We start from the raw sequence: 26,851 nt of genomic DNA on the forward strand, positions 1-26,851 counted from the left end.
AAGGGGCGCGGCGCTCAGCCGCGCCGCAACTGCGCCAGAAGCCCCTGCGACGGCTCGCCGGTGACCGGCAGTCCGGCCCGCGCCTGGTAGCCTTCGATCGCCGCCGTGGTCTTCTTGCCCAGCACCCCGTCCGGCGTGCCCGCGTCAAAGCCCGCCGAATTGAGCCGGCCCTGCAACTCGCGCCGATCCTCGATGGTCAACCCGTAGCGGTCCGGCGGGAAGCCTCCGCGCAGCGGTCCCGCTCCCAAAAGCCGGTCCGACAGGTGGCCGACCCCGATCCCGTAGTTCTGCGCGTTGTTGTAGCGCAGGATGACATTGAAGTTGCGATAGACGAGGAAGGCCGGCCCGGCCGCGCCCTGCGGCAGCAGCAGCTTGCCCGAACCCGTGGGCAGCGATCCGCCCGCCGCCGGGCGCACCCCTGCCGCGGCCCAGCCCGCGCCGCTGCGCGAGCCCCCGGCCATGGAGGCTCCGCCCGCGGGCAGCAGCACCTCGACCCCCCAAGGCTCGCCGCGGCGCCAGCCGCTCCGCGCGAGATAGTTGGCGGTCGAAGCAAGCCCGTCGGTGGGATCCTCGGACCAGATGTCCCGCCGCCCGTCTCCGCGAAAGTCCACCGCGTAGCTCTGGTAGGTGGTGGGAATGAACTGCGTGTGGCCCATGGCACCGGCCCAGCTGCCGGTGAGATGCACGGGATCGATGTCGCCGCGCTCGAGGATGCGCAGCGCCGCCAACGTCTGCTGCTCGAAGAAGGCGCCGCGGCGCCCGTCAAAGGCCAGCGTCGAGCAGGCCGAGATCACCGGGATGTTGCCGCGCCGGGTGCCGTAACTGCTTTCCATGCCCCAGACCGCGCAGACAACATGCGGCGGCACGCCGTAGCGTGCCTCGATCTCGCGCAGCACGCCCATATTGCGGCGGAGTTCCGAGCGCCCCTGGCTGACCTTCTGCTCGTTGGCAGTGATCGCGAGGTAGTCCTCGAGCGTGCGGGTGAACTCGGTCTGGCTGCGGTCGCGTTCGACCACGCCGGGCAGGAAGCCCGCCGATCGGAATGCGGCATCATAGGTCGGGGCAGAGATGCCCTGCGACAGCGCGCGGCCGCGGAACGAGGCAACCCAGGCGTCCCAGCCGGGGTTCGGCTGCGGCCGCAGCGTGGGATCATCGGGCGCTGTTGCGCCGCCCGAAAAGCCGCCGCCTCCGCAGCCTGCCAGCAGGGCCATCGCCCCGCCCGTGATCAGGAAAGTCCGCCGTGTGCTGCCCATCTGCCCGCTCCGCCATTTATAGGTTTTGCAGCCAGACTGACGCGGCTCGGGCGCGCCGGCAAGAGCCTGCCGGAGCATAGGCAAGCCCTTGCCAACGGACGGATTTTGCCGCCCCGGCGGTCAGGAGGCCCCGACCAGCGCGCGCAGCTTGCCGAGCGCCCGATCATAATCTTCCTGGTAGTTGATCAGCCCCGCGTAGTCGCCGCCCTCGTCGAAGAGCAGCACCATGGCTGAATGATCCATCGTGTAGCCGCCATCGTCCAGCGGCACCTGGCGGGCGTAGATGCGGAAGGCCTTGATCGCCTTGTCCATCTGCTCGCGCGATCCAGAGACCCCCAGCACCCCGGGCACCCAGGAGACGTATTGCTCGAGCTGCTCGGCCGTGTCGCGCTCGGGATCGACGGTGACGAAGAAGACCCGCAGTTCTTGACCTGCCTCGCCCAGCCCCTCCTGCCATGTGGCAATGTCGCCAAGCGTGGTCGGGCAAACCTCGGGACAATGGGTGAAGCCGAAGAACACTGCCGAAGGGGCGCCCTTCAGGCTGTCCTCGGTGAAGGTGCTGCCGTCGGTGGCGGTCAGCTGATAGTCGCCGCGCCCCAGCGAGGCGGTGACATCTTGCTCCAGTCGCGGCGCGATGACGCGGACCCATAGCAGGGCGACAAGGGCCAGGAAGACCAGCCCCCAGAGCGCGATGCGGATGGCGGTAATGCCTTGCTTGCTCACGTCCAGCCCTCTCAGTTGCCGTGGGTCATGTGACCCTGGGCCGCGCCGCCCTTGGCGTTTGGCGCGCCGATGGCCAGCGGGATCTCGATGGTGCCGGCCTGCTCGAAGGTGAGCGAGACGGTGACGCTCTCGCCTTCGACCAGCGGCTGCTTCAGCCCCATCATCATGAGGTGGAAGCCGCCCGGCTTCAGCTCGACGGTCTCGCCCGCGGGGATCGGCAGGCCGTCGGGCAGCTCGCGCATCTTCATCACCTGCCCGTCCATGGCCATCTCGTGGATCTCCATGTGGTCGGCCCGCTCCGGCGAGGTGCTCGCGGCGATCAGCCGGTCATCCTCGGAGCCGGTGTTGGTCACGGTGAAAAAGCCGCCGCCCACCGGCTGGTTCGGCAGGCTGGCGCGCGAGAACGGCCTTTCGATGTGCAGGGCGCCGATTTCGTAGACCGCACCATCGTGCGCGGCCATCTGCGCGCCGTGGTCCATGTTGTGCTCTGCCTGCGCGTGATCCTCATGGGCGTGATCGGCATGCGCGTGGTCCGCATGGGCGCCAGCAGACGACAGCAGCGCGAAGCCGAGGGCGGTGATCAGGGTGGTCTTCATTGGGGGTCTCCTCCGACGCGCGCGCGGTCGCACCGCTGCCTGCGCGGGACATGATCCGGGCGTACCGGCCCGGCGGGTGTGTTCGAGAGTGCGGCGCCTGCGCCGCGGGCCCGGGTCAGGCCAGCGCCGGCGGGGCTCGCGGAGAGCTCCGGGGGTTGGCCGGCTGCGGCGGCAGGCCGAGAACGCGAAGGATGACCACCTCAAAGCTTCGATCCATGCGCAGCGCCAGCGCGGGGGGCACGGTTCTGGGCGCCTCGGGCAGAAGGTTGCAGACCGGGCAATGGTGGCCGTGGTGGGTGCCTTCCGTCTCGCAGAGGTCGGCCAGCGTGCCGCCCATGGCGAGGTAGCTTCGCAGGCTGGCAGTCTCCGGCCCCTCGGGCGCCAACCGCGCCGCGAAGACGACACTTGCCAACGCCACCGCGAGGACGGCGACGGCGAGGGTCAGGCGATGGGCGTGCGCGCGGATCATGCCCCGATTTGTAGCCGGGATCCGGAGCGCTTGGAAAGGGACGTCACGCCGCACCTGCCGGGCGCAGGTCATGGACCCGGACCGCGCGCCGCCCGGGATCAGACGTGGGCCGAGAGGAAGGGCAGCACCTCGGCCTCGAAGTCTTCGCGCTTGGTCAGGTTCACCGCGTGGCCGCCCTGATCGAAGATCACCAGCCTGGCGCCCGGGAGGCGTGCCGCCAGCCGCTCGGACTGGGCCACGTCGACCAGCGCGTCGTCCTTGCTGGCGATGAGCAGCAGGTCCGAGCCATCGGGGATCGCCGGCAGGCGGAAGTCGCGCAGCGCGTTGATGCGATGACTGATATTCTCGGCGCCCTGGAAGTGGGCGACCGCGTGCGCCTCCTCGGCGGCGATCTTCTCGGGGAAGGCGGCGATCCAAAATGGTGGGTAGAGGAAGTTCATCTGCAGCGCCGCGAAGGCCGCGAGCCCCTGCCCGGCCAGGGTCGCCAGCCGGATGTCGAAGCAGCGCGCGGTGTGGGCGTCGATCTCGGGCCAGGCATTGATCGCCACCACCCGCTCGACTCGGCGCTCTTCGCGCGCCGCCAGATCGAAGCCGACCAGCCCCCCGAGCGCGTGCCCTATGAGATCGAAGCGGTTCACCCCGGCGGCGTCGCAGATCTCGAGCACGTCATCGGCCATGGCCTCGATCGAGGTCGGGCCGAGCGCGCAGCTGTTCGCGCCAGTGCCGCGCTGGTCATATAGAATGAGATCGAAGCGCGGTTTCAGCGCCTCGAGATGCGACGTCCAATAGCCCTGCGCCCCGCCGAGGCCCGAGCACAGGACAAGCGTACGGGCGCCCTCGCGCCCGCACTTGTAGTGTGTGAACTTCATCCCTTGATGACCGCCACCGTGGCGATCTCGACCAACGCATCGGGCTTCACCAACCCGCATTGGATGCAGTAGCGCGCTGGCTTGTCGCCCGGAAAATAGGTCGCATAGACCTCGTTCACCGCGCCGTAGTTGGCCCAGTCGGTGACGAAGATGTGGTTCATCACCACGTCGTCCATCGTGCCCCCGGCGGTTTCGATCACCGACTTGATCGTCTCCAGCACGTGCTTGGTCTGCGCTGCCGCATCACCGACGTGTACGACGTTGTTTTCCTTGTCGAAGGGCAACGTGCCCGACACATAGACCACCCCGTCGGCCAGCACGCCCGGCAGGTAGGGTGCGAGCGGCTTGCCGGTGCCTTCGGGGATCACGGGAGTCTTAGGCATTCGAAAGTTCCTTTTCTTCCTTGGAGATGAGCGCGGCGCAGAAGTCGTCGGTCTTGGAGACCCAGCCGAAGAAGGTGGCGACGTTGTAGACCGAGGCCTTCTGGATGAAGTCCGGCCCGAGGTGGTTGGTCGCGTCTTCGAGCATCAGGCAATGGTACTCGAGGTGGAAGGCGTCACGCAGCGAGCTTTCCACGCAGACATTGGTGGCGATGCCGGTGAAAACCAGCGTCTTGATCCCGCGCGAGCGCAGGGCGCTGTCGAGGTAGGAGTTGAAAAAACCCGAGTAGCGCGGCTTGGGGATGAGCAGATCTCCCTCCTGCGGCTGCAGCTCGTCAATGATGTCATAGTCCCAACCGCCCTTGGCCAGAAGCTGGCCCCAGAGCTCGGGGCGCTTCTTCATCGTCTTGATGGCATTGGACTTCTTGACGTTGGGAGAGTCGGGCCCGCCCGCCTCGACATAGGCCGGATCCCAGCCGTTCTGCAGGAAGGTGACCAGCACACCGGCGTCACGGCAGGCCTTCGTCACCTTCGAGATGTTCTCTATGCAAGAGCGCGCGCCCGACACGTCGAAGCCCGCAAGGTCGACGTAGCCACCCTTGGTGGCATAGGCGTTCTGCATGTCCACCACGATCAGCGCGGTGGTCTTGGGATCGAAGCCGAAGGCTTCGGGTTGTGCGGAAACTTCCATCTCGGTCCTCATGCGGGTTCGGCGACCTGCACCGCTTTGCGGCAGGCCATGAGCGGCTGGATCCTGGCGCCGAAATCCTCGACCCCTTGCACGAAATCGTCGAAGGTCAGCAGAACGCCGCCCGTGCCGGGAACTTCTGCCACTTCGTCGAGCATCCGGGCGACGGTCTCGTAGGAGCCGACCAGCGTGCCCATGTTGATGTTCACCGCCGAAACCGGATCGGACATCTGCCGCACGTTGGTGTCGGTGCCTGATGTTGTGTCCGCCGCGCTCTGCAAGCCGAGCCAGGACAGCGCCTCTTCGTCGGCGCCCTGCTTGTAGTGCTCCCACTTGGCGCGGGCCTTCTCGTCGGTCTCGTCGGCGATGATCATGAAGAGCGCATAGGTCGACACGTCGCGCCCGGTCTTCGCGGTGGCTTCCTTGAGGCGCTCTGCGTTGGGCGCGAAGGCCTTGGGCGTGTTCACCCCCTTGCCGAAGCAGAAATTGTAATCGGCATATTGCGCCGAGAAGGCCATGCCTGCATCCGAGGAGCCGGCACAGATCACCTTCATGTCAGCCTGCGGCTGCGGGCTGAGCCGGCAATCGTCCATCTGGAAGAACTCGCCCTTGAGATCGCTCTTGCCGGTCTCCCAGAGGTCGCGCAGCACCTGCGCGTATTCGCCGAGATACTTGTAGCGGGTGCCGAAGAACGCATCCCCCGGCCACATGCCCATCTGGCTGTACTCGGGCTTCTGCCAGCCAGTGACGAGGTTCACCCCGAAGCGGCCGTTCGAGATGGAATCGATCGTCGCGGCCATGCGCGCGACGATCGCCGGCGGCATTACCAGCGAGGCGGCCGTGGCATAGAGCTTGATCTTGCTGGTGCAGGCGGCGAGCCCGGCCATCAGGGTGAAGCTCTCGAGGTTGTGGTCCCAGAACTCGGTCTTGCCGCCGAACCCACGCAGCTTGATCATGGTGAGCACAAAATCCAGCCCGTGCTTCTCGGCGCTGAGGGTGATCTGCTTGTTGAGCTCGAAGCTCGGCTTGTACTGCGGCGCGGTCTCGGAGATGAGCCAGCCGTTGTTTCCGATGGGAAGAAAGACCCCGATTTCCATGCATGACCTCTTGTCTGAACAGGTGTCCGGCGGCGCGCAGGCCGTCTGAGATCAGCAGAGATTTTTTTACCAAACGGTAAAATTAACTTTTGCGATTTTTGTGGGATGAAGCAGGCGGATGCTGAAGACCCGGGCGCTTTGCGCCGCAGGTGGCAGAAAATGTTCAGAATATGTATTGGGAATATCGGTTCCGCTGCACGCGGTACTGGGCGGCGTCACTCTCTGCGAGGCGCCCGGCTCGACGTCACGCACCATCTCGGCCTGATCGAACGAGAGTGCGGAGAAATTGATCTAGGGGGGTGTTTGGAGGCGAGTAGGGGAATCGAACCCCTGTGCACGGATTTGCAATCCGCTGCGTCACCACTCCGCCAACTCGCCGTATACCGTGTGGTGCATGGCGTTTAGCCGAGGCCACGCGGAAGCGCAAGCCCTCTTGCCACACAGTCTGCCACACATTCATGTTTCGTCTTCGTTCTGTTCTGCGACCCGCTTAGAGCCACTAAGATAGCCGGCAACGCACCGTATGGTCGCGCGCATCGCACCACTCAGACCGGTCACATGAGCAATTGCCAGTACTTGCCGTGTGCCGTCCTGAGCCAGCTAGCAGTGAGACGGCGATGGCGAGCCGAGAAGAGACATGGAGCCGACCCAGCTACGTCATTCGCCACCAACAGTGAGACGCGGGCGCTGCAAGTCGATACGCAGCACTAGACAGGCAGGACGGCGCAGGAACCCGACATAGCGAAGGGACGACAGGTGGTCCCCTTCATGACGTAGCCGGCCCTTACCAGCCGTTCGCACCAGGCGAAGCGGAGGGCTGGTCGCAGCCCTTCCATGACATTGGTGCGAGGCGCACCATGGCCGCAGGCGCCGACACCATGGGCATAGAGCAGACCCTTGCTGCTGGATGGAAGAACGTCCGCATTCTGAGGTTGGCGCAATGGCACTTCTCCGTCTGCTGGCGCCGGAACAAAGGTGGACAGCTCCTGCCGAAGACTGGGTTGATTGGTGAATCTCCCTCTTGCGAAGAGACACCATCTCAGTAAGTTCACACGCCTACGCAAAGCTGGGGTAAAAGCAGATCGCTGCAAGTCGAAGGCCGTCTGGTAGCATCAATCTGCTGGAGCACTTGGTTGAAGGGAGCAAGATGGTCATTGAGCGGATTCAGGTTGAGGAGGGGTTCCTCAATGGCTTCGACATTTCGCTGCGGTACGGCCTGAACGTTGTCATAGGCGCGCGCGGCACTGGCAAAACTACCCTTATTGAGCTGATCCGATTCTGCCTCGGCGTTGAAGGCTACACGCCGGAAACAACGAAGCGCAGCCGTGAGCATGCGCTTTCAGTGCTTGGGGCAGGACAGGTCACGTTGACCTTGAACGAAGACGGCCGTCGGATCACTGTGTCACGGTCAGCCAACGATACTGCCCCGCGCGCTTCGGGGCCATTCCTTGCACCTATCGTGCTATCGCAGACGGAGATTGAGACCGTAGGCCTCCAGTCGGGCGGACGTCTGCGGCTGCTGGATGGTTTCATTGGAGACCAGCGCACAGCTAAATCCACGGAAACAGAGGCCGTTGCCTCCGTCCGCTCGCTGACATCCGAAGCGGACACCATCCGTGCGGACATCGAGGAACTGGACCGGCACTTGGCGGAGATGCCGTCCATCTTGGAGCAAATCAATCAGGTGGCGCCACAGGAAGAGCATCTAGCTGCACTTTCGGCGGACGCGAACGCGAAGAGCGTTCAGTTGGCCGAGCTCAGCAACACAATTGCTTTGATGGGCGTCGCGGCTACAGCAATTCAGAGGTTCGGCAACGAAGTCGCTCGTCAGCGCTCGTTGATCGATGTCAGCAACCCGATGCGATATGAGGAATGGCCTGCTAATGCCGGCGGCGATCCACTTGGAGAGCTGCGCACGCGAGTTGCCAAAGCCATCGAGCATATCAAATACGGTCAACAAGAACTAACTGCAGTCGAGGCGGGAACCGTCGATTTGGGCAGCCATGTCGCGCAAGAGAAGTTGAACTTCGAGGGTCAGGCGAGGAATCTTCGCCGCGAGATCGAAGCGCTTCAAACTGGTGCTGGAGAAATTGTCCGTCGTGGCCAGCTACTACGTGAGCGCAAGGCGCATCTAGAATCGCTGATGGCCGTCCGAAAGTCTCGAGTCGCTAGCATCGACGATGTCATAGCGCGCCGCAATCAGGCGCTGGATGCGTTGGAAGCCACACGATCCGCGCTTTTTGAGGCACGGCGGCAAGCTGCAGCAAACCTCAACCATGTGCTCGGTCCACGTATTCGAATCGACGTGATGCGTGGCGGCCAGTCGGAGGCCTTTGCCAGTGCCCTTGTCGAGGCCCTGCGTGGCAGCGGCCTTCGGTACAACGATCTAGTTGCCGAGTTGGCGCCGCGCATCAGCCCGCGCGAGCTGCTTGAAGCCGTGGACAATGATGATTTCGAATTGATCGCGACCCGGGGTTCAATGACCATCGACCGGGCAGCCAAGGTCGTCGTCGCGCTGAAGGATGCGGATCTTGGTGGGATCGCGACCGTTCCAGTCGACGACTACGTCACATTCTCACTCATGGATGGTCCGGATTATAAAGACATCGCCGAACTTTCGACCGGTCAGCGTTGCACGGTTATCCTTCCGCTGGTTCTGCGTCATATGGAGCGTTTGCTAATCGTGGACCAGCCCGAGGACCACATCGACAACGCCTTTATCGCCGAAACGCTTATCAAGTCGATCCTGGCACGCCCTGCGAATGGCCAGCTGCTTTTCTCCACGCATAATGCCAACATTCCGGTCCTGGGGGCTGCCGATTTTGTCATTCAGCTCGGATCTGATGGTCGTCGCGGCTTTCCCATCGCCGTTGGCGCGCTGTCTGACCCACCAGTCGTTCAAGCTGTCACATCGGTAATGGAGGGCGGGGCGGCCGCCTTCCGGCAGCGCGCCAACTTCTACGGATCACAAGGTCTCGCATGACACGAGAAGACGCGCTGGAGAATCTAACGGCACCGTCCGCTCATGTGCGCGGCCAGGCCGCCCGCATTCTTGGTGATGTTGGGCGTCCGAGCGATCTTACTCGCCTGCGTAAGGCACAGCGGGAAGAGACTGTCACTTACGTCAATTACGCGCTTCAGGAAACAATTCGTCGGCTGGCAAATGAAAAGGCGCCAGACCGTTCAAAGGACGAAGCCAATGTCGTGTCTGACGATGTGCGTAAGCAGATCTACGGCAAGGCAATGGAATGGATCACAGGGTTCCTTCTCCACGAGATATCGTCGCCGATCGGGCTGGTCCGACTAGCGGCCAAGCGTGAGCTTGGCAATTCCTGGGATGGTTCCGACACCCAGCGACATCTAGAAACGGTCGGTCGTGTCTTTGACGCGATCGAGCTGCTGAAGAACGCCGCCAGCGTGCCACGCCCGCAGGAGTTCGACTTATCGGCGCTCGTGGACGCACTGCTAGATGTTTACAGCCCCGAGGTCCGAGAATGGATCTCAACGATCGGTTCTCGCCCGTTTCTGATCAAGAGCGATCCGTCGCTCGTCCGAATGGTAGTTGCCAACGGCATACGCAATGCGGTCGAGGCCCAGCAGGCAGCATCAGCCCAGCCGAACTCCCATGACGTGACAATCAACTGGGGTGACACCGATGTTGACTATTGGCTGGCGGTGGTGGACCACGGGATCGGCATAAACGGTCCAATCGAGACTGCCTTTGAGATCGGCAACTCGACTAAGAGGGATCACATCGGCTTCGGTTTGGCGATCGCCCGGCAAGCAGTCGAAACAATGATCGGCTCACTCACCTTGGAACCGGCGAAGCATGGCGGTGCCCTCTACACCGCACGGTGGCGCAAGTGACGGCGCACATTCTCATCGTCGAGGACGAAGACGCCTACATCGAAGAACTCAAGCGGATCATCGGTGAAGCCGGTGGGGCCGCGATTCCGACGTTTGTGACCAACCGCGATGACGCGTTGGCACAGCTGGAAACTGGGTTCTTTGATTTCGCCATCCTAGACCTGAAAATCCCCACTGCCAAAGGGACGACCGATCTCGACCCCGAACATGGCAAGTATGTGTTTCATCACATCCGCAAAGTGTCGCCGGGCACGAAGATCCTTGTGCTCACCGCGTCGCCGTCAGAGGATTTCATTCGGCCGCTAATTGAACAGAAGCACGATTCAGATATCTGGAGCGAGGGCCACAAGGTCCATACTGTCGAGTTTTTGAAGAAGATCCAGCTGGATGAGGCACCGGAGATAATTAGCAAGGTCGTCGCCGCGATCCGCGCCTTGTCCGACGTCGAGTTGCAGTGCGAGGGTCTAAACTTGAGCATGGCCGAAGATCGCCTTGTTCGGATCTTTGCCAAGAACTTCAACGCCCGGCGTTGCGCTGTGTACCCGATCGGGTCGGGAAAATCAGGCGCGAGCACTTTGCGGCTTCAGCTGATCGATCGGACGGGCGCATTGATTCGGGAGGTAGTGGCGAAGCTGGGCGAGCTACACAAGATGATCGACGAGGAGAGGCGGCATGACGCGCATATTGTGCTGCTTGACGGTGGGGCGACCCCACGCAAAATGAAGCTGTTGGAGTTCGGTGCGGGCGCGACAGCGGGCATCTTCTATCAACTTGCAAGCGGTCATGAAGCTTCGATGTTTTTGACCATGGCAGCCGAGGACGCATTAGCGGCGAGAGCGGTCGCGGCTACGGCGGAGGCACTTTCCGGCTGGTCTATTGGCCGAAACGAAGAGCCTAAGACGATCGCCTCGATCCGGCGGTCCTGGTTGTCGGACGAATGGGCTGCGAAACTTCACGCAGATTATGGGCTCACATGGGCGCCAGAATTCGAGAGGCGCCAAATTCAGACGCGATGGTGTTGCGTACACGGAGACCTGCACGGCGAGAACATCCTCGTTGCGCCGGATGGCAGGGTGCTGGTGATAGATTATGGCGATGTCGGCCCAGGGTCCGCCGCCTACGATCCCGTGTCGCTCGAACTTAGTGCGGTCCTCCAAGAAAATCCAACGCTTGGCGCAGCTTGGCCCACGCCCGATGCCTGCCGCAAATGGCATGAATTGGATGCCTATGTCGTCGATTGCCCAATGCCGGAGTTCATTCGGGCCTGTAGGACTTGGTCGAACAGCCTTGCTACAGGCCGACGCGAGCTGGCCGTATGCGCATACTGCTATTTGCTGCGCCAGTTGAAATATGACGACACCGACAAGGACAGAGTTCTAGCCCTACTCGACGGTGTACAGGCTTGCTGGGCGGCGACCTGACGATCATCGAAAGTGCGCCAAATTTCGAGGTCCTTTCGGAGAAGCGAAGGGGGTCTGTGAGTATACGGCTGCTCTGGTGACTATTTGCATGAAGACGGTGTTGCCAAGATGAGTGCGAAGCCGACGTTTGCATACTACGATGCCGAACGGCAGCTCTTGCGCACTGCTGCCGTTAGTCCAGACCGCAGCGAACGGCAGCTCCCCGCCCTTCGTTTCGGCTCTGTTGACCTTGCTCACACCCAAATCCCCGTCAGACGGCCCTCGCCGGAGGCGTACAATAGCCGCCACTTGCTGCGCTGATCGCGGCAATGCAACTCTAGCCTTCAGCGCCGCCGTATTTCGAAGTTACAGCGGCGCTACTCGGTTCAAGTCGTGCAGGTAGTTGGAGTGCCCTTCTGAACGACGCTCTGCCAATCCGCTCCGAGCGTCTGCCGCGCCGAAAGCGCGTTCTTCGCATCCGGTGAGTTAGGTGCAATTAGCTGGACAACCATCCCTTGCTGGTTGACGCCGGACCAGCCGTCGTAACCTGTAGTGTCACCTTCGATGATGAACAGATCATGGCCACGGCGAATTACTTCCACTGCAGCGGTGCGGAACGCTACGTTGCGAGTGCCCGCTGGACCGCAAGCTGGTGCTCCACGCGTCGAGACTTTGAAGCTGGTCTGAGTAAGTTGTTGGACGTCTGTAGTCGCACATGCAGAAACGAGCAGAGCAAAAGCCGCAACCGTTAAAAACTGGGGTCTCAAGTGTTTGTCCTTTACCACTGTACAAGTTCGAGGAAGCTAACAGCCCAAATATGTTGCGACAACTCACAGCGAAGAACCGCTTAGGTTGCGGTATAACTGTTGTAATTGGACCACTTCGATCCCCGCCAAATGAAAGCATGGAACCAATACAAGTTAACCTGAGTGCGGAAGCAGGGTCTGGCGCTAACGCTTCCGAGCCGCAGACCCAACACTCATCCGGTACTTCTACCTGTCGCTTAAGGCTACGAGCCGCCAAGCGGCACGAGTCCAGAAAACCCGGGCCCGGTGGATCACTCGACGCGCCGCCGGACCTCTTCCAAAGCCTCGGCCAAGCTCGGCGAATAGCCCTGCCCCACGGGTGCGACCTGGACGATCCACATCCAGTTCAATACTGGATCGCTGATGTGGGTCAGGTAGACACGGCCAACCGGCTGGCGATCTTTGCAGACCGTCCAATCGTCAATGAGCGCCATGCCCGCGATTATTGTTTTCTTCCGCGTCCACATGAGCCGCAGATTAGAATGAGAACAAAACGAGATGAAGACACGAGAGCCCGGCACGCCGGCCGGGCTCTTGTCAACCAGTAGACGGGCGCCCCTCACGCGGGGATCTGTACCCCCGCCCGATCCATGGCCTCTCGGTAGTACCGCAGCGCGAGGCGGTCGAGCACACCGTCGCCGGGCACCAGCCGCGCGATCGCATCCGGGACGGACTGCTGCGCGTGGTAGATCGCGTGTGCCTTAATCACCTCAAAGCCAGCATCAGGGCCTTCGAAGAGCGCAGCCTCGACGCCCGACTTTATGGCCGAATGCAGCGCCTCACGCGCCGCCGCCTCGATCCTGATGCCGGTGAAGGCTTCGAAGGCCGCCGCGCCGCGATTGATGATCAGCATGAGCGCGATGCCGAGCAGCCCGGCGATCGCCTGCACCAGCTCCGGGCTGGAGAAGAAAGCTTTGAGGAAGTCCATCTTGGGAACCTTTCGGAAGGCGGCAGAGCGCCGCAGAGAGGACCAGCGCGAGACGCCAGTCGGTGATTGGGAGAAAGGGCATCAGCAGGCGCGCCAGACGCCCGCCTGAAGCCAGCCGTGCCAGTGGCCTTGCCAAATGACCGAGGGCGCGAGCTCGGCTGCAGCGGTCGAGCCATTCCAGCACCAGCTCGGGCTGTGCTTCGGCTTAAATCCGTTGCCGATCTTCAGCACTGACTTGTCGCCGCAACCGCACGGGCAGAAGAAGATGAAGTTTTGCTCGCCCTTCTCGTCCGGCCCGCTGATCCAGAACGAGCCGCGCACCTGGTCTTGAAGGAAGGCGTTACGGTCGCGGTAGTGGACGGCGCGGGTCATGCGGCCCACCCCAGCGGTACCCACGCCGCATCCTCGACCTTGAAGCCCGGGCAGAGCTTGTTCGCAAATTCGTTGTGCCCGGCGATCCGGCGGATTTGCGTGGCGTTGCACGCCTTGGCGATCACGCCGCGCATCGCCTTTAGCGTCTCGGCGGTGTAGAAATCCTCGGCCGCGCCCATGTGCGTCACGGTCTTCACCGGGACCATCGAGTAGCCGAGGGAGCCCGCGTTGTGGCCGATGACATGCGCGCCGATCTCGGACCAGGCGCGGCCTTCGATGACCTCTCCATCCGGGAAGATCAGCCCGTGATAGCCGATGTCGCGCCAGCCGTTGGCGAGGTGCCAGCTCCGCACTTCCTCGAACATCTGCCGGTTGGACTTGCCCCTCCACCAGGTCTCCGAGGTGGCCGTGGTATGCAGCACGAACAGGCTGACCAGGTAGCCGGCGCCTCCTTGCAGAATTTGCTTTTCGTGCGAGAGCCAGCCACCCCAGCCGGGCGACAACGCAACATCCTCGACGATCGCACCCGCCCGCGGCCGGCCCTCTCCCTCGACCAGAGCGCGCAGCCCGCGGTCAAGCTCGGGCGTCCAGACGCGGCTGACCGGTCCGGCGGCGAGGTATCCGAGGTCGATGATCGCCTGATGCATCTGCTCGACCGCATCCCCCCAGCGGCCCTCGTGCGCCGCCAGCAGCGCGAGCATTCCTGCCTCGCTGCGCGGCCCCCAGAGGCCGTCTTCAGGCCCGGCCAAGAAGCCGAGCGCATTCGCCCCGGCCTGGAGGGCGCGGATTTCCTGTCTCATTGCGATCTCCCATGAAAAAAGCCCGGCATGAAGCCGGGCGTGAGGAATCAGTAAAACTGTGCTATTGAAGCGCTGCGCGACGGGCGCGCGGCAGTTCTCGTGATGCGCAACAGCGAGACGGCCGCGCTATGCTTCCGATCCTTGCAGCGCAGCCCGGTGCGCGAGCGCGGCCCCCTGCATGCCAGTAGCTTCCACAGGAACTGGCCACTGCGGAGATATCGGGTCGCGCTCCCCAACCTGAGCAGAAAAATGCCGATCTCTTTTCATTGAATCTCGGCAATTGATTTGCGGGAGCACCGGCCCCAGGCTTTCTGCGAGCGCGGCGCGGTGTGGTCTTTTCCCAGAAAGTCGCCCGTTCCGTAAGTTGAACGCAAAGCGAAAGCTCTGCGTCGCGCTCACCTCGCCCGAGCACCTGCTAGGTCACCACGTAGGTACGGTCCGGCATGCGTTTGCCGCCGCAGTCATTGTCCATCATCAGGGAGAACTCGATCACGTCGTGCACGAAGCCGGGCGTGACAATCCTGAGTTCAGCGTTAGATTGAGCCTTGAGCGCGGCGCGGACTCTCACTTTCATCCCCGAATCTCGGGAGGGTTCAGGCCTCGGAACTTAACCCCTTGCGGGATTATCTGGCCAACCGAGGCCGGGCGCCGCGCTCACTTCGGCCCCCTTCTGTCATTGGATTTTCTTAGGACACTCAGGTTTCCGTGGTACGTTTGTTTCCGAGCGCGGCGTGCGCATCCGAGCCTTTGAAGTCCTGATCATAGGCACGTAGGGATGAGAAGCTTGGCTGGGCAGCGTGCGGACGTGATGCAACCCTTCGCCTGCAGGTCGTCGCGCTCACCCCAGCAGCTGGTAGGTCACCACGTCAGTGCGGTCCGGCACGCGGGTGATGGCGCGGGTGCCATCACGATCGCTCGGGCATTCGTAGTCCAGCACGAGGTAAAGCTCGATCCGCCCCGGAACGAGACCCGGCGGCGGGATCATCTCGACGCGTAGCTTCTCGAATTCATCGCCAATCTGGCGCCGGACGCCGCTCGCGTGCGGGCGCGTGCCAGCCAGCGGCACATTGCGGCTATCGGTGAAGAGCGGCGTCCAGTCGGTGAGACGGCAGTCTTTCCCAAGCCGAGTGCGCGCCACCGTGAGCCAGAGCACCACGTTCTCGCCGATCGAGACCGGCTCTTCCACATAGGAGAGCCCCTGCGGCTGCCGAATGACTCGATCCTCACCCGTCGCACGCCGCACATCTTCGGCCAGCCCCTCGACGGTTTCGGCAAGGCGCGTCACTGCCCCTTCCGTTGCTAGGCCGTCTATGCCCAGCTCGGCCTTTACCGTGCCCACGATCCACTCGCGATTGTAGGCATAGAGGCCGTAAAGGAAGACCAGCATCATCGGGGTGACCACACCGACGAGGTAAAGGAAGTCGCGCACAAGCCCCGCGCCCGTGCGGACGCGCGGCAGAAAGTCTTTCAAAAGCATGGGAGGTCCTTGCAGTTCTCGAAGGCTGCTGTTGTGCCTGCCCGGCCAAAGATCAGAGCTTGGCCGAGCCGGTCTCGCTTAGGACGGCCAGAGCGCGTCGTCGGTGATGTCGCTCGGCGCTTCCGGCATGTCCTTCAGCGCGCGGGCCGCAAAGATGTGTGCCTGCTTGTGCGCCATCGCGGCCTGGCCGAAAGCAAGCATCGTCTGCGCATCCATTGGCACCAGCGTGTTATCCTGCGCGATCCACGCGAAGTCTTTGCTCCCGCCGTGCCAGCGAAGGTCGCCAGGCTGCGCCCCGTCGGTGATCGCCGCGAGTGCGCTTGTCGCCGCCCCGGCCATGTTCTCGCGATCCTCAGGCCGGGTCTGATAACGCACACCGCCAAAGGTAAAGCCGCCGTTGATGCGCCGATCCCGCTCGCCATCGATGGCGATCTTGAGGGACGCTCTCCGGTCCGCCGCTTCCGCATCGACGCTCGCCTGCGCCCGGTTCAAGGTGATCATGCGCTCACCCCCAGCGATGTGCTTGTGCTCACGAACGGGCGCGGCGGGCAGATATCGATGGAGTAGCGCCCGGCGTCCGGCAGATGGATGGTTTCCGTCCAACCTTCGACATCGGTGGTGACGTTCAGCAGCGCCTCCGGGGTGAACTGCTCGAACACCATGACCATGGTGCCCACCGGCACGGGCGGGATGGTAACCTCCGATCCGCTCAGCTCCGGCGCGATGGACGGGCGAGGCTGCAGCTCGCCCTCCACCATGTAGGCCCCGGCCAGAGCGCCCAAGTCCCAATCCTGCCCGTCCGGCAGGTCTGGCAAGGTAAAGGCTCCCTCGGGCATATCCTTGCTGTGACCGGCCGAGATTACGCAGTTATTCTCATCAAGCTCCACATAGGTGGGCATGTTCTTACCTCCTGATACAGATTGCGCTGAGACGTGGTCTGCCCACACTCGTGCGGTTGGGGCCGTCCAAGCGCTGCCGCATACGGAACTGCACTTGGTCCCCCTCCAGCTGGGTGAAACCAAAGGACTTCATGTCTAGCCACTCATCGCTAGAAGGTGATGTTCGGGATATGCTCACGTAAGCTGAGCTCCATCCACTCCAACTCCCAGAGTTAAGGGTCCGAGCCTCTACGTATAGCGAATGGATACCCCCATTCTGCGCGGATGTGCGCATAAGGGCCGAGATAGCTACATGCCACAGGTCCCCGAAGTTGAAGGGTCCGACAAGGACCGGGGTGGTGTAGACAACGTCACCGTCGCCGTATTGAGTGGTGCCCGCCGCGCCCGCGTAGAAGCCGCCATCCGACACCGAACCCACCTGCAGAGAGCCGCGCACGATCAGGTTGTTGAACTGGGCCGAGCCGTCCTCGTGGATCGCCCATCCGGCGCTACCGGAGGCGTAGTTGTCTGACCTCACCTCACCGCCAAAGACGGCAAGCCCCGCCGCGCTGAAGGAGCCAGTGTCAACCTTGTCCGCCGTCATCGAGCCAGTGCGCATGGTGGCGCCGTCGATGAAGGTCGCGCCGCCCGGACCATAGGGGGTCATCTCGGTGGCGTTGTCGGGGGTTTCGCAGAGCATCGGCTTGTGGATGAATAGGTAGCTGCTCGTGCTCGAGAGTGTCCCGAGCTTGCGAATGTGGATCCGCGCGTAACAGGCATTTGCTGGCGCGGTCCCTCGAACAACGTAGCGCGGCCACTTGTCCGGGTTGCTGCTATCACTGGATGCAGTGGCGATCCCCGAGGGGCCAGCATAGCCAATGGTATTGCCCGCTTCGTCGATCCACTGGATGCGAAGCTGACCGGTGCAGCGGTGCGTCGAGCAATAAAGCGTCGCTTCGTAGCGCTTGCCAGGCGTCACAGGCGCCCCGAGACCACCATGCCCGTCTGCGTTATAGGCAGGCTCAGACGAAAAATCGGTGTAGCCGTCCGTGGCTGTCCCGTTCTGGTTCATCATCAGCGTGGGATAACGAAGGCCAGCAAAGGATTGCCCAGGCTGGCGTATCGCAAAGTTGGTTTGCGCCCCGACGTTGCCATTCGCGTAGGCTCGCCAATCGTTGAGACCAGCCCAGAAGCCGGTATTCGTGAGCAGGTTACCCCCGAACCCCACCGCGAGCTTCCGCGTGGTGAGCGTGCCATCGGCGAGGATATGATCTGCGCCGAGTTGGATCACGGAGCCGCCGGAGCCGTCCGGGTTCGCAAAGCTCGTTTGCCGAATTTCCGTGACGTAGGTATTACCCCCGCCGGCGGCCGTCACAGCAACGCCGGTGCTGGCCCGCGCCTTACCGTCAAGCGTAGCAAGGGTCTGCGTGTCCTGCGCCACGGTGGCGGCCGTGTCGAGGTTCTGCAGGTCCTGCGGCGTGGCCGCCCGGATTTGGAAATAGTGGAACCGGATGTGCTTGCGCTGGATCGGCCCCAAACCGTTGCCATCATAGTTGGCCATGAGCCAGGCATCATGCGTGGTGAAGTTTCCGGGGAACGAGGCCGGGCGCTTGAGGATCGCCGAGGCGAAGGTCGGCACGCCTGCCTTCAATCCACCGGAAATCATGTCTTCCAGCTTCACCGAGGCACGACTTTCGCCGCTGCTGTGGTTCCAGTCGAGTAGGACCCCGGCACCGCCAATGCCAGCGCCACCAACGTAGGTGAAGATCACCTCCACTACATAAGCCGCTTCGTTCTGGGGCCCCTTCCAGCCGTCAGAGCTTTGCATCCGCACCCCGTTGGATACGGTGAGATCGGTGTAATTGAAGCTGAGCGACTTCCCGACCGGGAAAATCTGGTTGGCCGCAGGGGGCTGGGTATCGGGTCCGCCGTTGAAGTCCAGCCACATCGACCCCGCATCGCCGTAGGTCTCGAAGTAGGCATCTTCAAAGCAGCCCACCCCCTGCCCTGTGATACGGGCGGCGGTCTGCGAGTAGGTCGCCGCGGCAACTGCGGAGCCGTTGGCGGCATTCTTGCTGAGAGCAGCCGCCTCGGCGTGATTGAGCGCGTAGCCCGCCTGGGTCTGGGCCGACTGCGCATGGGTGGATGCGGCCCCTGCGAAGCTGCCGGCCTGGTCCTTGCTCGTGCTGGCACTTGACGCGCTGACTGAAGCCGCCATAGCGGCCTCCGAGGCATTCTCTTCCTCGGTCACGTCGTGGCACTGGAAGTCGTAGACCCGGATTGTGCCGCTGTCGGTCAGATCGAAGCCGGGTGCGAACCGCACGTAGCCGGTTTGCGTGACCTCGATGACGTCCTCGAACACAGCCCACGGCTGCCCAGCGGGGAAATTGACCGAGCCCACTGTCTGAAGAGGGTTGCCAGCAGCATCTTCACCGCGCAGCGTAAACCGCGAGACGGCCCCGGTGTCGATCGTCCGAACCGTGGCCTTGAAGCGATATTTGCGGCCGGCCGGGTTGCCGACATACCAAGGCGCCGTCGCCGCGCCATCGGCGAGGTCAAGGCTGCGATCCGTCTCGGGCACGCCACCGGGGCGCCCGTCCACCACGGTCGCGCGGTTGTTCCAAAACTCCGGCTGAGCGCCCACCGGCACGTCGTTCACATCCGGCTGCACCACCAGATTGCGCGTGCTCGCCGCCCGCTGCGTGATGGACGCGAGCCGGCTGAACTCGGACGCGCTGTTGGCGGCACCGACTGCGTCCGCCTTGGCCGTCGCCGCCTGACCGGCCAAGGACGAAGCCTGACCGGCGCTCACACCGGCATTGTAGGCACTGGTGCCCGCAGCGCTGGCTGCCTGCGACGCCCCGCTCTCGGAGGCAGCAGCGTTGCTTTCGCTCTCGGCCGCCGCAGCCGCTGCATCCCTCGCCTTTTTCTGCGCGGTCACGTCCTCGATCTCGAAGCTCAGCACCTCGACGTCACCCGTGCCGGTATAGGCCGAGGGCCAATAGGCGAAGCCGAGCATCCACGGGGTCAGGCCGTTCTGATCGGTGATCTCGTAGCTGAAGGTCTCGACCGTGTTCGCCGCCTCGAAGATGCAGTCTTTCGTCCAGGTCGCCGTTGTGCTGCTGAAGTCGCCGTTGATGCGACGGAACTGCAGGCGCAGAGCCGCATTCGTCTGGTTTCCCAGCGTCCCCACATAGCGCGCCCGAAGCGTCATGCGGAACGTCTTGCCCGGCGCGTTGCGCAGGTAGAACTTCGGCACCAGGTGCGAGTTGCTCGCCAGCGGGAGGCTCCGGTAGATCACCCGGCCTTCCGGCGTGTCGCGGAACGCGCCGCTCTTGTCCGGCTTTGTCTTGGGATCACCGGCAATCGCGTCCGACCAGAACTTGCCGTCGAGCGCGAAGTCAGACGGGTGCACGTAGAGCCCGGCGGTGCTGGCCACCAACTCCTCGGAGGTGGCCGCCGCCGCCGCCGCCCCTTCGGCGTCCTGCTTTGCGGCCGCAGCCTGCTGCTCGAACGTGGAGGCGTTGCTCTCGGAGGTGGCGGCAGCATTCTTGGCAGCCGTGGCGGCGCTCGCTTGCTGTCCTGCTTCGGTCGCGCTTGTTTTGGCTGCACTGGCCGAGGAAGACGCAGCATCCGCCGCGCTGCCCGCGTTGGTTTCAGAGAGGGCGGCAGCCGCCTTGGAGGCCGCTGCGCTGTCGCGCGCCAGCTGGGCATCGTCGCGCGCCGTTTGAGCGTCCTGCGCAGCCTGTTGCGTGGCGTCATAATCGACGGTGAGGCTCGCTACAGCCAAGTCGAGCTCTTCTTGCGCCGCCTCTGCCGCCTGATGCGCGTCTTCCGCGTCCTGCAGTGCCTGGTTGGCGACGGTCGACGCCTCGTCGAGCTGGTCTGTGAGCGCTGTATCGAGATCGTCTCTGACAAGCCGCACGTCGTCTGTCGTCACGTCCATCCAGCTCGTCCAGCTTCGCTGATCGGACGCGCCAGTCACAAAGCTTGCCCTGACCTGATAGCCGATATTGGGCACGAGACCATCGGAGATCAGCACGCTGCCCTCGGAGGCCTCGGCGAAGAGCCCGCGCTGCACCAGCGCACCCGTCGCTGCGATGCGCAGCTGCCAGGTCACCCGGAGCGACTTGTTGGGCGGCACCACCCAGCTCAGCAGGATGCCGGGGCGCCGGCCCCTGCCCGCGGCATCGGGGATCTCGAAGGCCGCAGCGCTGGCCGAGATCAGCGGCGGCGCCGGCGGCGCCATGGTGGCCGTGACCACACCCGCAGAGACCCAGCCGCGCGTCTTCCCATCCGCTCCGACCGCGCTCACCTCGACACGGTAGCTCTCACCCTCCTCGAGCGCGCCGGTCAGCAGGGTGTATTCGCCTACGGCGACCTTTTCGCCGTAAACCCACGCGGCCTCTGCCTCGGCGTCGGACCACCGCAGCTGCAAGGTCACGCCCTCGGCCGCCGCGCGCGTCACGAAAGGCGCGAGCTGCACCGCGATGCGCGGGCGCACCGACAGGTCGGGCAGCACAATCTGGGTGAGGCTCGAGGAATAGGCCGAGATCACCACCGGCGCAGGTGGCAGGCCTGCGGTGGCCGGATCGCGCGGCTCGGTGATCACCGGGCTGTAGGGCGGGATTGCCCCGCTGTCCGCGTCGAGGACGTCGGGGGCAGCATCGACGAGAACCAGCTCTGCACCGTCGTCGGTATTGGGGCGAATGGCACTCACCAGCATTTCGGCGCTTCGCTGGGCCACCTCCTCGACAATCGCCAGATCGCCCGGCGCCACATCGGCCGCCTCTATGCCCGAGCCCGAAGCAACGGTCCAAAGCCGCGTCGTGGGATCGGCCGGCGCCGTTGCTGTGAAGACCGCTTCTCCGGCAACCGTGCGCACCGTCAGCCGAAACTCCCCGCTCGTGCCATAGAGGCAATCATCGAGGGTGATCGACGCGAGGCCGCCTGAGGCGTTCTGGCCCACCGCCTTGATCCGTCCCTGCCCCACGCCAATCAGAGCCGCGTCATGCACCAGGCGGACCTTGTCGCCACGCGTGACGCGGAGATGCTCCCAGCCCGTCTGCAGAGTGTAGGTCGCCGGTCGATGCAGCGCAGCCGCGAGGTGGTAGCGTGCAAGCCGGAAGGCGTTGCCTTCGTCCTCGCTCTCGGCGGTAACAACGACGCCGGGAAGCTCAAGCGTTTCGAGCTCGCTCGCGGTCTTCCGCGTGTAGCCATCCATCAGAACGAGGATCTCGTCTTCCTGCCACTCGAGCCGCTCGCTGCGGACCTTGACCCGGAAGCCATGGATTTCTCGCGGGAAGCGGTGCTCGGCCTTGAAGCCCCAGCTATTGCGCGGCGTGAAGACCTGGCGCACCGGGTGCGCGGCGCTTTCGCGGATGACCGACCACTTGAGATCGGTAAGCGTGCGCTTGGCGCGGCCCGAGGCGGCGATCAGGTCGAGAACATCCGCGACCTGCGTGGGCGTGTCGACGACATAATCGCAGGTCCAATGCGGCTCTTGCTCCTCCCAGGCACGGAAGGCCTCAAGGTCAATGCGCGAGTCCGGCACCGAGCGGCGCAGGTGCGGCCCACGCAACGCCTGCAGGAAGGCCCAGGCCGGATGCCGGATCGGCTGGGGCTCGGTCCAGGCCGAACCATCCCAGATCGGCGCGAGCTGTTGAACGATCGCATTGAGGCTGTCGACCTGGCCGTTGAGCTGCTCACTCGCCTTAATGCGGAAGGCAACCTCGGCAATCCCCTCTTGGCTCGGCAAATCCCCGTCCCCGAAAGAGCGGATCGCCGTCAGCGTTGCGGTGTTCACGTCGCCGGGATCTTCGTCGATCAGCCACCTACGGGTGACGCGGATGGCATATTCGCCCGGCGCGGGGAAGCTGATGTGCTTTGTCCAGCGGAAGAGCGTGGTGCTCTTGGCGCGGATATTGTCGATCCCGAGGTCGATCCAATTCTCCTCGCTAAGCCCCCCTTCGGTGCTCTGGTACTCGAACTGAAAGTCGGTCCCGTGGCCCGAGACCTTTCCGCTGCTGCGCGTCTTGTAGAGCCCCTGCGGAAAGGTCAGGTCGATCGCCGCGCTGGTGGTCTCAAGCCGGGTGTATTTCACCACCGGGTCATTGTGCTGCGGGACGTCCGAATAGCCGTCTTCAGTCACGTCCTGCGCGTAAAGGCGCATGGTTTCGCTGCCCTTGCGCCAGCCCGCGCTCGGCGCCTGGTAGACGGCCGACGCCGCAGTGACCGTGATGCCCTCGCTCGATTTCCGGCGCAGCGCAGAACCAGGCACCGCAGGGGCCTCGGCCGCCGCCGCGATCCGCACCCGCCAGCTGCGCTGCACACCATCGGAGAACGCGCCCGCCGAGAAGGTAACGGTGCCGGTGATGCCGGGATAGGTCGCCACGGCGGACCACGCGCCGCCGCCTTCGGAGACCTCGACCACGACATCGAGGCTCGCGTAATAGGCGAGCGGGCTCGAGGTGATGGTCAGGCTCGCGCTTTTTGCCGGACCGCCCGGCGCGAAGACATAGCCCTCCCCGCCCGGCGCGACGAAGGCCTTCGGCGTCTGCGCCTCCTCGGTGCGTGCGATCACCAGGTCCGCGAGCTGCGGCATCGCCGCCAGCGTCCGGTCCTGATCAACATTCAGGAACTCGAGTTCGACCCCGTCGTACTCCCAGATCGGCGTCGTGCCGATACGCAGATCCTCGAGCGCGACCGGTCCGTATCCGAAGGTCATGCGCCCGCGATAGAAGATCGACCGCCCGACAGTTTCCGAATAGCCGCTGGCGGTCAGCGACGGGAAGATGCGGTGCCGGCCGATCACATAGGGGAAGGAGCCATAGCGATTGGCGACATTCGCCACGCCGGTGATGGCGTAGTTCTGCGGGCCCGCGCCGCTGCTGCCTTGCTGCGCTGGCGGAATGAGCGCGTTGATCGTCAACGCCCCCACTACGGTGATCGCGGCGACCGTGAGCGCATAATACATCCCTGTCAGCTCCAGCGCCGTGGCTGCATAGGCCGCTGCATGTGGAAGCGCCGCGGAGGCGATCAGCGCCAACGTGCCGGGCTCTCCCATGGGAAAAGCGATCTCGACCCGCGTGCCGGCTTTGGGGCGCACCTTGCGCCACATGGTGAGCGGCACCACGTCGATGCGGTCCCCGCGCACCAGGATCACGGTCGGGAAGGTGCCGAAGCGGGCGCAGTCTATATTCGACAGCGCGACGATCTCGGCCACGGTTGCACCGATCGGGGCGCGCTTGATCTCCCATTCGGTGCGCGCGCACGGGTGGTGCTCGATCGAAACCTCGATGCCGTCAGCGTGGGTCAGGTGGTCAAGCAAGGCGATATATCCCTTCGAGCTTTCCAAGCCAGCGCATCCCGCGCCAGCGCTCCACACGGCTGCCTCCAAAGGCGTCGATGTGGATCATGTCTAGATTGTCGAGAGCAAAGCCCACGTGCAGCGGGCGGCCGGCGGAAAGAAAAAGCAGGAGGTCCCCTTCAGCCGCGGCAGTCACCCGCGCGAAGCGGGAGCGATAGCGGTCCACGGTACCGCGCCGGAGGGCGTCCCCCATGCGGCACTCCGGGTCTGGCACCTCGCGCTCGAAGCGCGCGCGCTGCAGGGCGAGCCAGAGACCGAGGCAGTCATAGGCGCCCGGCCCCCGGCCGAGCTCGGCATAGGGCAGGCCAATCCAGTCATCCGTCCACATGGATCAGAAGAGCGCCGGGGTGGTCCCAGGTGTCATGGTCAGGTACCCGAAAGCCTCTTCCAGGATCGGCTCGATCGTCATGACGCCGGAAAGGGTCTGTTCGTCGTACTCGATGCCCGAGATCTCGACCTCGAAGGGTCCGATCTCGACCACGCCCGGCACGGCGGGCTGGACATAGACCACCTTCCCGCGCACCACGCCGGAGACCCGCCGGAAATACCACATGATCTCGCGGACCACGTTCTGCGCGGTCCAGCGCAGGATCGGCAGCCCTTCGTCCTCATCGTCGGGCAGGCTCAGCTCCATCGGGAAAGGCACATAGGTCTCGCCGCCATGCGATACGGCCTCGGCGTTGCGCGCGAGGCAAACAGGCATCTCCCAATCAACGTGCTCGAGCTTGACCAGCGGCACCAGCACGGCGCCGCTCGAGTCCGCATACATCTCGGCGAGAAGCTGATCGCTCAAGGGCCTCATGGCATGATCTCCAACGTGGCCGAGACGCTCACTCCGAGCTTGTTCGGCCTGATCTTGTATTCGCCGGCGAAGGCGTAGACGCGCGCCTCGCCGGTGAGCGGATCGACCGCATCGAAGGCAAGCGAGCCAAGCCGCAGATCGTCGCGATAGAAGGCTTCGAACGCGGCAAGCTGGGCGAGGCTCATGTAGGAGATTGCCCCGGAGAACGGCCGCGAGGCGGCGGTGGTGCGCAGACGGCGCTGCGCGGGGCCGACGCTCGGCTGCGTGCGCAGGATGTGGCCGGTCGGACCGCTGAGTTCGTAAGCGCTGCGACCCGAAAAGAATGGCAGGCTGCTGGGCCAGCTCGGCATGCTTACCTCCCCCTCGGCGGTTTCTTGAGATTGAATCGGTTTTGCAGCGCGGCATCCGCCCCGCCGGAGGAGATCATGTCGCTGACCGCCCGGCGCAGATCGAGCGAGAGGTTGCCCGCCGCATCCCGCCGCTGCTCGACCTCGACCCCAGCAAAGTTGTTCACGACGACATCACCCTGGCGCAGCGTGACGCCGCCAGCGCCGCCTGTAGAAGTTCCCGGCATCGCCCCGCCTTCCGCAAACTTCGGCACCTCTCGCCTGCGGAGCGCTTCCATGAATTCGAGCCCGTAGTAATCCACCGCCGCGGCGGGCTGCATGAACTCGCCCCGCGAGCCCCAGAACAGCAGGTTGTCCTGCTTCTTGCTGCCGGAGCCCTGCAGCATGCCGACCGCACGCGGAACGCTCCGGAAGCCGCCACCCCCCGCGCGCCGCGGCAGCGGCCCGCCCGTCGAGTAAAGCCCGCCCGAGACCATCGCGCCGGAACTGGCGGAATAGCCGGAGGTCGCGCCGGCACCGGAGAACGCCAGCGTGCCACCCGGCCCGATCGCGCCGAAGGCCTGATCCATCAGCAGGGAGAGCTGCTTCCAAACCGGATCGAGGGCGAGCTCCCAGAGCTTGTCGAGAAGGTAGGTCTGGAAATCGTCGATAAAGCCGGTCCAGCCGTTGCCGCCGGGCTTGAGGTTGTCGAAGAGCCGCGACATTTCCTGCCGATATTCGTCAATCCGCTGAGTGCGATCCTGATCCTCGTCGCCGGAAGTTTCCCGCTGCTTGTCGGCTTCGTCCCGCGCCGCCATCAGCTTGCCGTAGGCCTCCGCCTGCTCGTTGATCACGTCGACCAGCTTGCGCCCATCCTCGGTGAGCGTGGTCTCGGGGTTTATCCCAGCCTCTTTCGCGCGGCGCACCGCCTCATATTGGAAGGTGAGCCGCGCCTGCGCCTCGACGCTCTGGCCCGCCAACTCCGCCTCGAGCTGCAGTTGATCGAGCTGCTTGCTGCCTGCCGCGATGACCTTCTGCAGGGCATCGGCGCGCGCGAGCGCAGCCTCTGCCGAGCTGGTGCTGCCGAACGCCGCGGCCTCCTCGAGGCGGCGCTTTTCGTTGATGCCGTTATTGTGCCGGGCAAGCCCGCCAATCGCATCGGCGACCTCCTGAGAGGTGCCGCCGCGCAGCGCCGAGACAACGCCGCCGAGATCGCCGCCCGCGCGGAACTCGCCCGTGCCGTAGTTGTGCAGCAGCGAGGCAAGGCTGCCCTTCTGATCGTCCGACAGCGCGGCGAATGCGGTCTCACCAATCTGCTCGGTGATTGTATCGAAATAGCCCCGAATCCGCCGATCAAGATCGAGCTCGGCCTGGGCGCGGGTGATCGTCATGCCCTCGGCGACCCGATGCGGCCTGCCGTCCGGCGTGGTGTAGGTGTCCGAGCCGTAGCCGGCGCGCCACCCGCTGTTGTACCGCTTGCCGTTCTTGTAGGACCAATCGGGATAGGCGTCGGGCCGGAAATCCTCTTTTTCGCGGATCAGCTTCTTGGCCGCATCGATCCCTGATTTGAGGTTCGTTTCCGCGTTCGCGAGCCTCTCCACTTCGTCCGCCGCCTCACGCGCGCTTTCCGCCGCCGCATCGAACGGGCGTTGGTTGGCAATGCTCTCCTGCAGGCCTTCGATCTCGCCGAGCTGCTCGGTCAGCTCCTTTTGCTTCGTCTCAACCTTGACCAGCCCCGCGACGTTCTCGCG

Annotated in this window: 23 protein-coding genes, 1 tRNA gene and 1 pseudogene; 3 read left to right on the forward strand and 22 right to left on the reverse strand. The window is 64.1% G+C overall.

Annotated elements, in window-relative coordinates:
* Positions 1 to 14: 14 nt before the first annotated feature.
* From G0Q01_RS00665 to G0Q01_RS00705, 9 genes are all read right to left on the reverse strand, one after another.
* Positions 15 to 1,253, reverse strand: a complete 1,239-nt coding sequence (locus G0Q01_RS00665; RefSeq protein ID WP_164212918.1) for a lytic murein transglycosylase — start codon at positions 1,251 to 1,253, stop codon at positions 15 to 17.
* A 120-nt stretch (positions 1,254 to 1,373) separates the two neighbouring features.
* The gene (locus G0Q01_RS00670) at positions 1,374 to 1,976 is read right to left on the reverse strand and encodes an SCO family protein (protein ID WP_164189569.1); all 603 of its coding nucleotides are present in this window, start codon (positions 1,974 to 1,976) and stop codon (positions 1,374 to 1,376) included.
* 11 nt (positions 1,977 to 1,987) lie between these two features.
* Positions 1,988 to 2,572: a copper chaperone PCu(A)C gene (locus G0Q01_RS00675; RefSeq protein ID WP_164189571.1), complete on the reverse strand. Its 585-nt coding sequence runs from the start codon at positions 2,570 to 2,572 to the stop codon at positions 1,988 to 1,990.
* Between the two features lie 115 nt (positions 2,573 to 2,687).
* Complete coding sequence (locus G0Q01_RS00680) at positions 2,688 to 3,041, reverse strand: hypothetical protein (RefSeq protein ID WP_164189573.1); 354 nt, start codon at positions 3,039 to 3,041, stop codon at positions 2,688 to 2,690.
* Between the two features lie 98 nt (positions 3,042 to 3,139).
* Positions 3,140 to 3,910 (reverse strand): pyrimidine utilization protein D, encoded by a 771-nt coding sequence (gene rutD / locus G0Q01_RS00685; protein ID WP_164189575.1) that lies wholly within the window; start codon positions 3,908 to 3,910, stop codon positions 3,140 to 3,142.
* Positions 3,907 to 4,293: a pyrimidine utilization protein C gene (gene rutC / locus G0Q01_RS00690; RefSeq protein WP_164189577.1), complete on the reverse strand. Its 387-nt coding sequence runs from the start codon at positions 4,291 to 4,293 to the stop codon at positions 3,907 to 3,909. Before rutC ends, rutD begins: the two co-directional genes overlap by 4 nt.
* Positions 4,286 to 4,981, reverse strand: coding sequence for an isochorismatase family protein (locus G0Q01_RS00695; RefSeq protein WP_203594853.1), 696 nt, complete (start codon positions 4,979 to 4,981; stop codon positions 4,286 to 4,288). Before G0Q01_RS00695 ends, rutC begins: the two co-directional genes overlap by 8 nt.
* Positions 4,982 to 4,989: 8 nt before the next feature.
* Positions 4,990 to 6,075, reverse strand: a complete 1,086-nt coding sequence (rutA, locus tag G0Q01_RS00700) for a pyrimidine utilization protein A (RefSeq protein ID WP_164189581.1) — start codon at positions 6,073 to 6,075, stop codon at positions 4,990 to 4,992.
* A gap of 304 nt (positions 6,076 to 6,379) precedes the next feature.
* Positions 6,380 to 6,453: transfer RNA gene (locus G0Q01_RS00705), tRNA-Cys, on the reverse strand.
* A gap of 769 nt (positions 6,454 to 7,222) precedes the next feature.
* On the opposite strand from G0Q01_RS00705, the gene G0Q01_RS00710 reads away from it, so the two are divergent.
* From G0Q01_RS00710 to G0Q01_RS00720, 3 genes are read left to right on the forward strand one after another with little or no spacing between them, the layout of a single operon-like run.
* The gene (locus G0Q01_RS00710; protein ID WP_164212919.1) at positions 7,223 to 9,058 is read left to right on the forward strand and encodes an AAA family ATPase; all 1,836 of its coding nucleotides are present in this window, start codon (positions 7,223 to 7,225) and stop codon (positions 9,056 to 9,058) included.
* Complete coding sequence (locus G0Q01_RS00715; protein WP_164212920.1) at positions 9,055 to 9,942, forward strand: HAMP domain-containing sensor histidine kinase; 888 nt, start codon at positions 9,055 to 9,057, stop codon at positions 9,940 to 9,942. Before G0Q01_RS00710 ends, G0Q01_RS00715 begins: the two co-directional genes overlap by 4 nt.
* A complete protein-coding gene (locus tag G0Q01_RS00720) occupies positions 9,939 to 11,363 on the forward strand; it encodes a phosphotransferase (protein ID WP_370526673.1) in 1,425 nt (474 codons plus the stop codon). The genes G0Q01_RS00715 and G0Q01_RS00720 overlap by 4 nt, the downstream gene beginning before the upstream one ends.
* A gap of 1,036 nt (positions 11,364 to 12,399) precedes the next feature.
* On the opposite strand, the gene G0Q01_RS00725 is transcribed toward G0Q01_RS00720, so the two are convergent.
* From G0Q01_RS00725 to G0Q01_RS00785, 13 genes and pseudogenes are all read right to left on the reverse strand, one after another.
* Entirely contained in the window at positions 12,400 to 12,582 is a 183-nt protein-coding gene (locus G0Q01_RS00725; protein ID WP_164212922.1) for a hypothetical protein, read from the reverse strand.
* A 125-nt stretch (positions 12,583 to 12,707) separates the two neighbouring features.
* Positions 12,708 to 13,076 carry a hypothetical protein gene (locus tag G0Q01_RS00730; RefSeq protein ID WP_235939403.1) on the reverse strand — a complete coding sequence of 123 codons (369 nt, stop codon included), beginning with the start codon at positions 13,074 to 13,076 and terminating at the stop codon, positions 12,708 to 12,710.
* Between the two features lie 81 nt (positions 13,077 to 13,157).
* The gene (locus G0Q01_RS00735; RefSeq protein WP_164212923.1) at positions 13,158 to 13,448 is read right to left on the reverse strand and encodes a DUF6527 family protein; all 291 of its coding nucleotides are present in this window, start codon (positions 13,446 to 13,448) and stop codon (positions 13,158 to 13,160) included.
* Positions 13,445 to 14,248 (reverse strand): N-acetylmuramoyl-L-alanine amidase, encoded by an 804-nt coding sequence (locus tag G0Q01_RS00740; protein ID WP_164212924.1) that lies wholly within the window; start codon positions 14,246 to 14,248, stop codon positions 13,445 to 13,447. Before G0Q01_RS00740 ends, G0Q01_RS00735 begins: the two co-directional genes overlap by 4 nt.
* Positions 14,249 to 14,663: 415 nt before the next feature.
* Complete coding sequence (locus tag G0Q01_RS00745; RefSeq protein ID WP_164212925.1) at positions 14,664 to 14,822, reverse strand: hypothetical protein; 159 nt, start codon at positions 14,820 to 14,822, stop codon at positions 14,664 to 14,666.
* A gap of 264 nt (positions 14,823 to 15,086) precedes the next feature.
* Positions 15,087 to 15,725: a hypothetical protein gene (locus tag G0Q01_RS00750; RefSeq protein WP_164212926.1), complete on the reverse strand. Its 639-nt coding sequence runs from the start codon at positions 15,723 to 15,725 to the stop codon at positions 15,087 to 15,089.
* A 78-nt stretch (positions 15,726 to 15,803) separates the two neighbouring features.
* Positions 15,804 to 16,226 (reverse strand): DUF4376 domain-containing protein, encoded by a 423-nt coding sequence (locus G0Q01_RS00755; RefSeq protein ID WP_164212927.1) that lies wholly within the window; start codon positions 16,224 to 16,226, stop codon positions 15,804 to 15,806.
* Complete coding sequence (locus G0Q01_RS00760; protein WP_164212928.1) at positions 16,223 to 16,624, reverse strand: hypothetical protein; 402 nt, start codon at positions 16,622 to 16,624, stop codon at positions 16,223 to 16,225. The genes G0Q01_RS00755 and G0Q01_RS00760 overlap by 4 nt, the downstream gene beginning before the upstream one ends.
* Before the next feature lie 4 nt (positions 16,625 to 16,628).
* Positions 16,629 to 23,933 carry a host specificity factor TipJ family phage tail protein gene (locus G0Q01_RS00765; RefSeq protein ID WP_164212929.1) on the reverse strand — a complete coding sequence of 2,435 codons (7,305 nt, stop codon included), beginning with the start codon at positions 23,931 to 23,933 and terminating at the stop codon, positions 16,629 to 16,631.
* Positions 23,926 to 24,300, reverse strand: coding sequence for an NlpC/P60 family protein (locus G0Q01_RS00770; protein WP_164212930.1), 375 nt, complete (start codon positions 24,298 to 24,300; stop codon positions 23,926 to 23,928). Before G0Q01_RS00770 ends, G0Q01_RS00765 begins: the two co-directional genes overlap by 8 nt.
* A gap of 3 nt (positions 24,301 to 24,303) precedes the next feature.
* On the reverse strand, positions 24,304 to 24,774 hold the full coding sequence (locus G0Q01_RS00775; protein WP_164212931.1) for a DUF1833 family protein: 471 nt from the start codon (positions 24,772 to 24,774) through the stop codon (positions 24,304 to 24,306).
* Positions 24,771 to 25,124, reverse strand: coding sequence for a hypothetical protein (locus G0Q01_RS00780; RefSeq protein WP_164212932.1), 354 nt, complete (start codon positions 25,122 to 25,124; stop codon positions 24,771 to 24,773). The genes G0Q01_RS00775 and G0Q01_RS00780 overlap by 4 nt, the downstream gene beginning before the upstream one ends.
* A 2-nt stretch (positions 25,125 to 25,126) precedes the next feature.
* Positions 25,127 to 26,851 (reverse strand): annotated as a pseudogene (locus tag G0Q01_RS00785) (phage tail tape measure protein); the annotation flags it as partial.

This window comes from Salipiger sp. PrR007 (assembly GCF_010499845.1).
In the GTDB taxonomy this organism is placed as follows: domain Bacteria; phylum Pseudomonadota; class Alphaproteobacteria; order Rhodobacterales; family Rhodobacteraceae; genus Salipiger; species Salipiger pacificus_A.

Coding starts and splice junctions, on each gene's coding strand:
- G0Q01_RS00665 (WP_164212918.1), bottom strand. CDS start 1,253: ATGGGCAGCACACGGCGGACTTTCCTGATCACGGGCGGGGCGATGGCC.
- G0Q01_RS00675 (WP_164189571.1), bottom strand. CDS start 2,572: ATGAAGACCACCCTGATCACCGCCCTCGGCTTCGCGCTGCTGTCGTCT.
- G0Q01_RS00680 (WP_164189573.1), bottom strand. CDS start 3,041: ATGATCCGCGCGCACGCCCATCGCCTGACCCTCGCCGTCGCCGTCCTC.
- rutD (WP_164189575.1), bottom strand. CDS start 3,910: ATGAAGTTCACACACTACAAGTGCGGGCGCGAGGGCGCCCGTACGCTT.
- rutC (WP_164189577.1), bottom strand. CDS start 4,293: ATGCCTAAGACTCCCGTGATCCCCGAAGGCACCGGCAAGCCGCTCGCA.
- G0Q01_RS00695 (WP_203594853.1), bottom strand. CDS start 4,981: ATGGAAGTTTCCGCACAACCCGAAGCCTTCGGCTTCGATCCCAAGACC.
- rutA (WP_164189581.1), bottom strand. CDS start 6,075: ATGGAAATCGGGGTCTTTCTTCCCATCGGAAACAACGGCTGGCTCATC.
- G0Q01_RS00710 (WP_164212919.1), top strand. CDS start 7,223: ATGGTCATTGAGCGGATTCAGGTTGAGGAGGGGTTCCTCAATGGCTTC.
- G0Q01_RS00715 (WP_164212920.1), top strand. CDS start 9,055: ATGACACGAGAAGACGCGCTGGAGAATCTAACGGCACCGTCCGCTCAT.
- G0Q01_RS00725 (WP_164212922.1), bottom strand. CDS start 12,582: ATGGCGCTCATTGACGATTGGACGGTCTGCAAAGATCGCCAGCCGGTT.
- G0Q01_RS00730 (WP_235939403.1), bottom strand. CDS start 13,076: ATGGACTTCCTCAAAGCTTTCTTCTCCAGCCCGGAGCTGGTGCAGGCG.
- G0Q01_RS00735 (WP_164212923.1), bottom strand. CDS start 13,448: ATGACCCGCGCCGTCCACTACCGCGACCGTAACGCCTTCCTTCAAGAC.
- G0Q01_RS00740 (WP_164212924.1), bottom strand. CDS start 14,248: ATGAGACAGGAAATCCGCGCCCTCCAGGCCGGGGCGAATGCGCTCGGC.
- G0Q01_RS00745 (WP_164212925.1), bottom strand. CDS start 14,822: ATGAAAGTGAGAGTCCGCGCCGCGCTCAAGGCTCAATCTAACGCTGAA.
- G0Q01_RS00750 (WP_164212926.1), bottom strand. CDS start 15,725: ATGCTTTTGAAAGACTTTCTGCCGCGCGTCCGCACGGGCGCGGGGCTT.
- G0Q01_RS00755 (WP_164212927.1), bottom strand. CDS start 16,226: ATGATCACCTTGAACCGGGCGCAGGCGAGCGTCGATGCGGAAGCGGCG.
- G0Q01_RS00760 (WP_164212928.1), bottom strand. CDS start 16,624: ATGCCCACCTATGTGGAGCTTGATGAGAATAACTGCGTAATCTCGGCC.
- G0Q01_RS00770 (WP_164212930.1), bottom strand. CDS start 24,300: ATGTGGACGGATGACTGGATTGGCCTGCCCTATGCCGAGCTCGGCCGG.
- G0Q01_RS00775 (WP_164212931.1), bottom strand. CDS start 24,774: ATGAGGCCCTTGAGCGATCAGCTTCTCGCCGAGATGTATGCGGACTCG.
- G0Q01_RS00780 (WP_164212932.1), bottom strand. CDS start 25,124: ATGCCGAGCTGGCCCAGCAGCCTGCCATTCTTTTCGGGTCGCAGCGCT.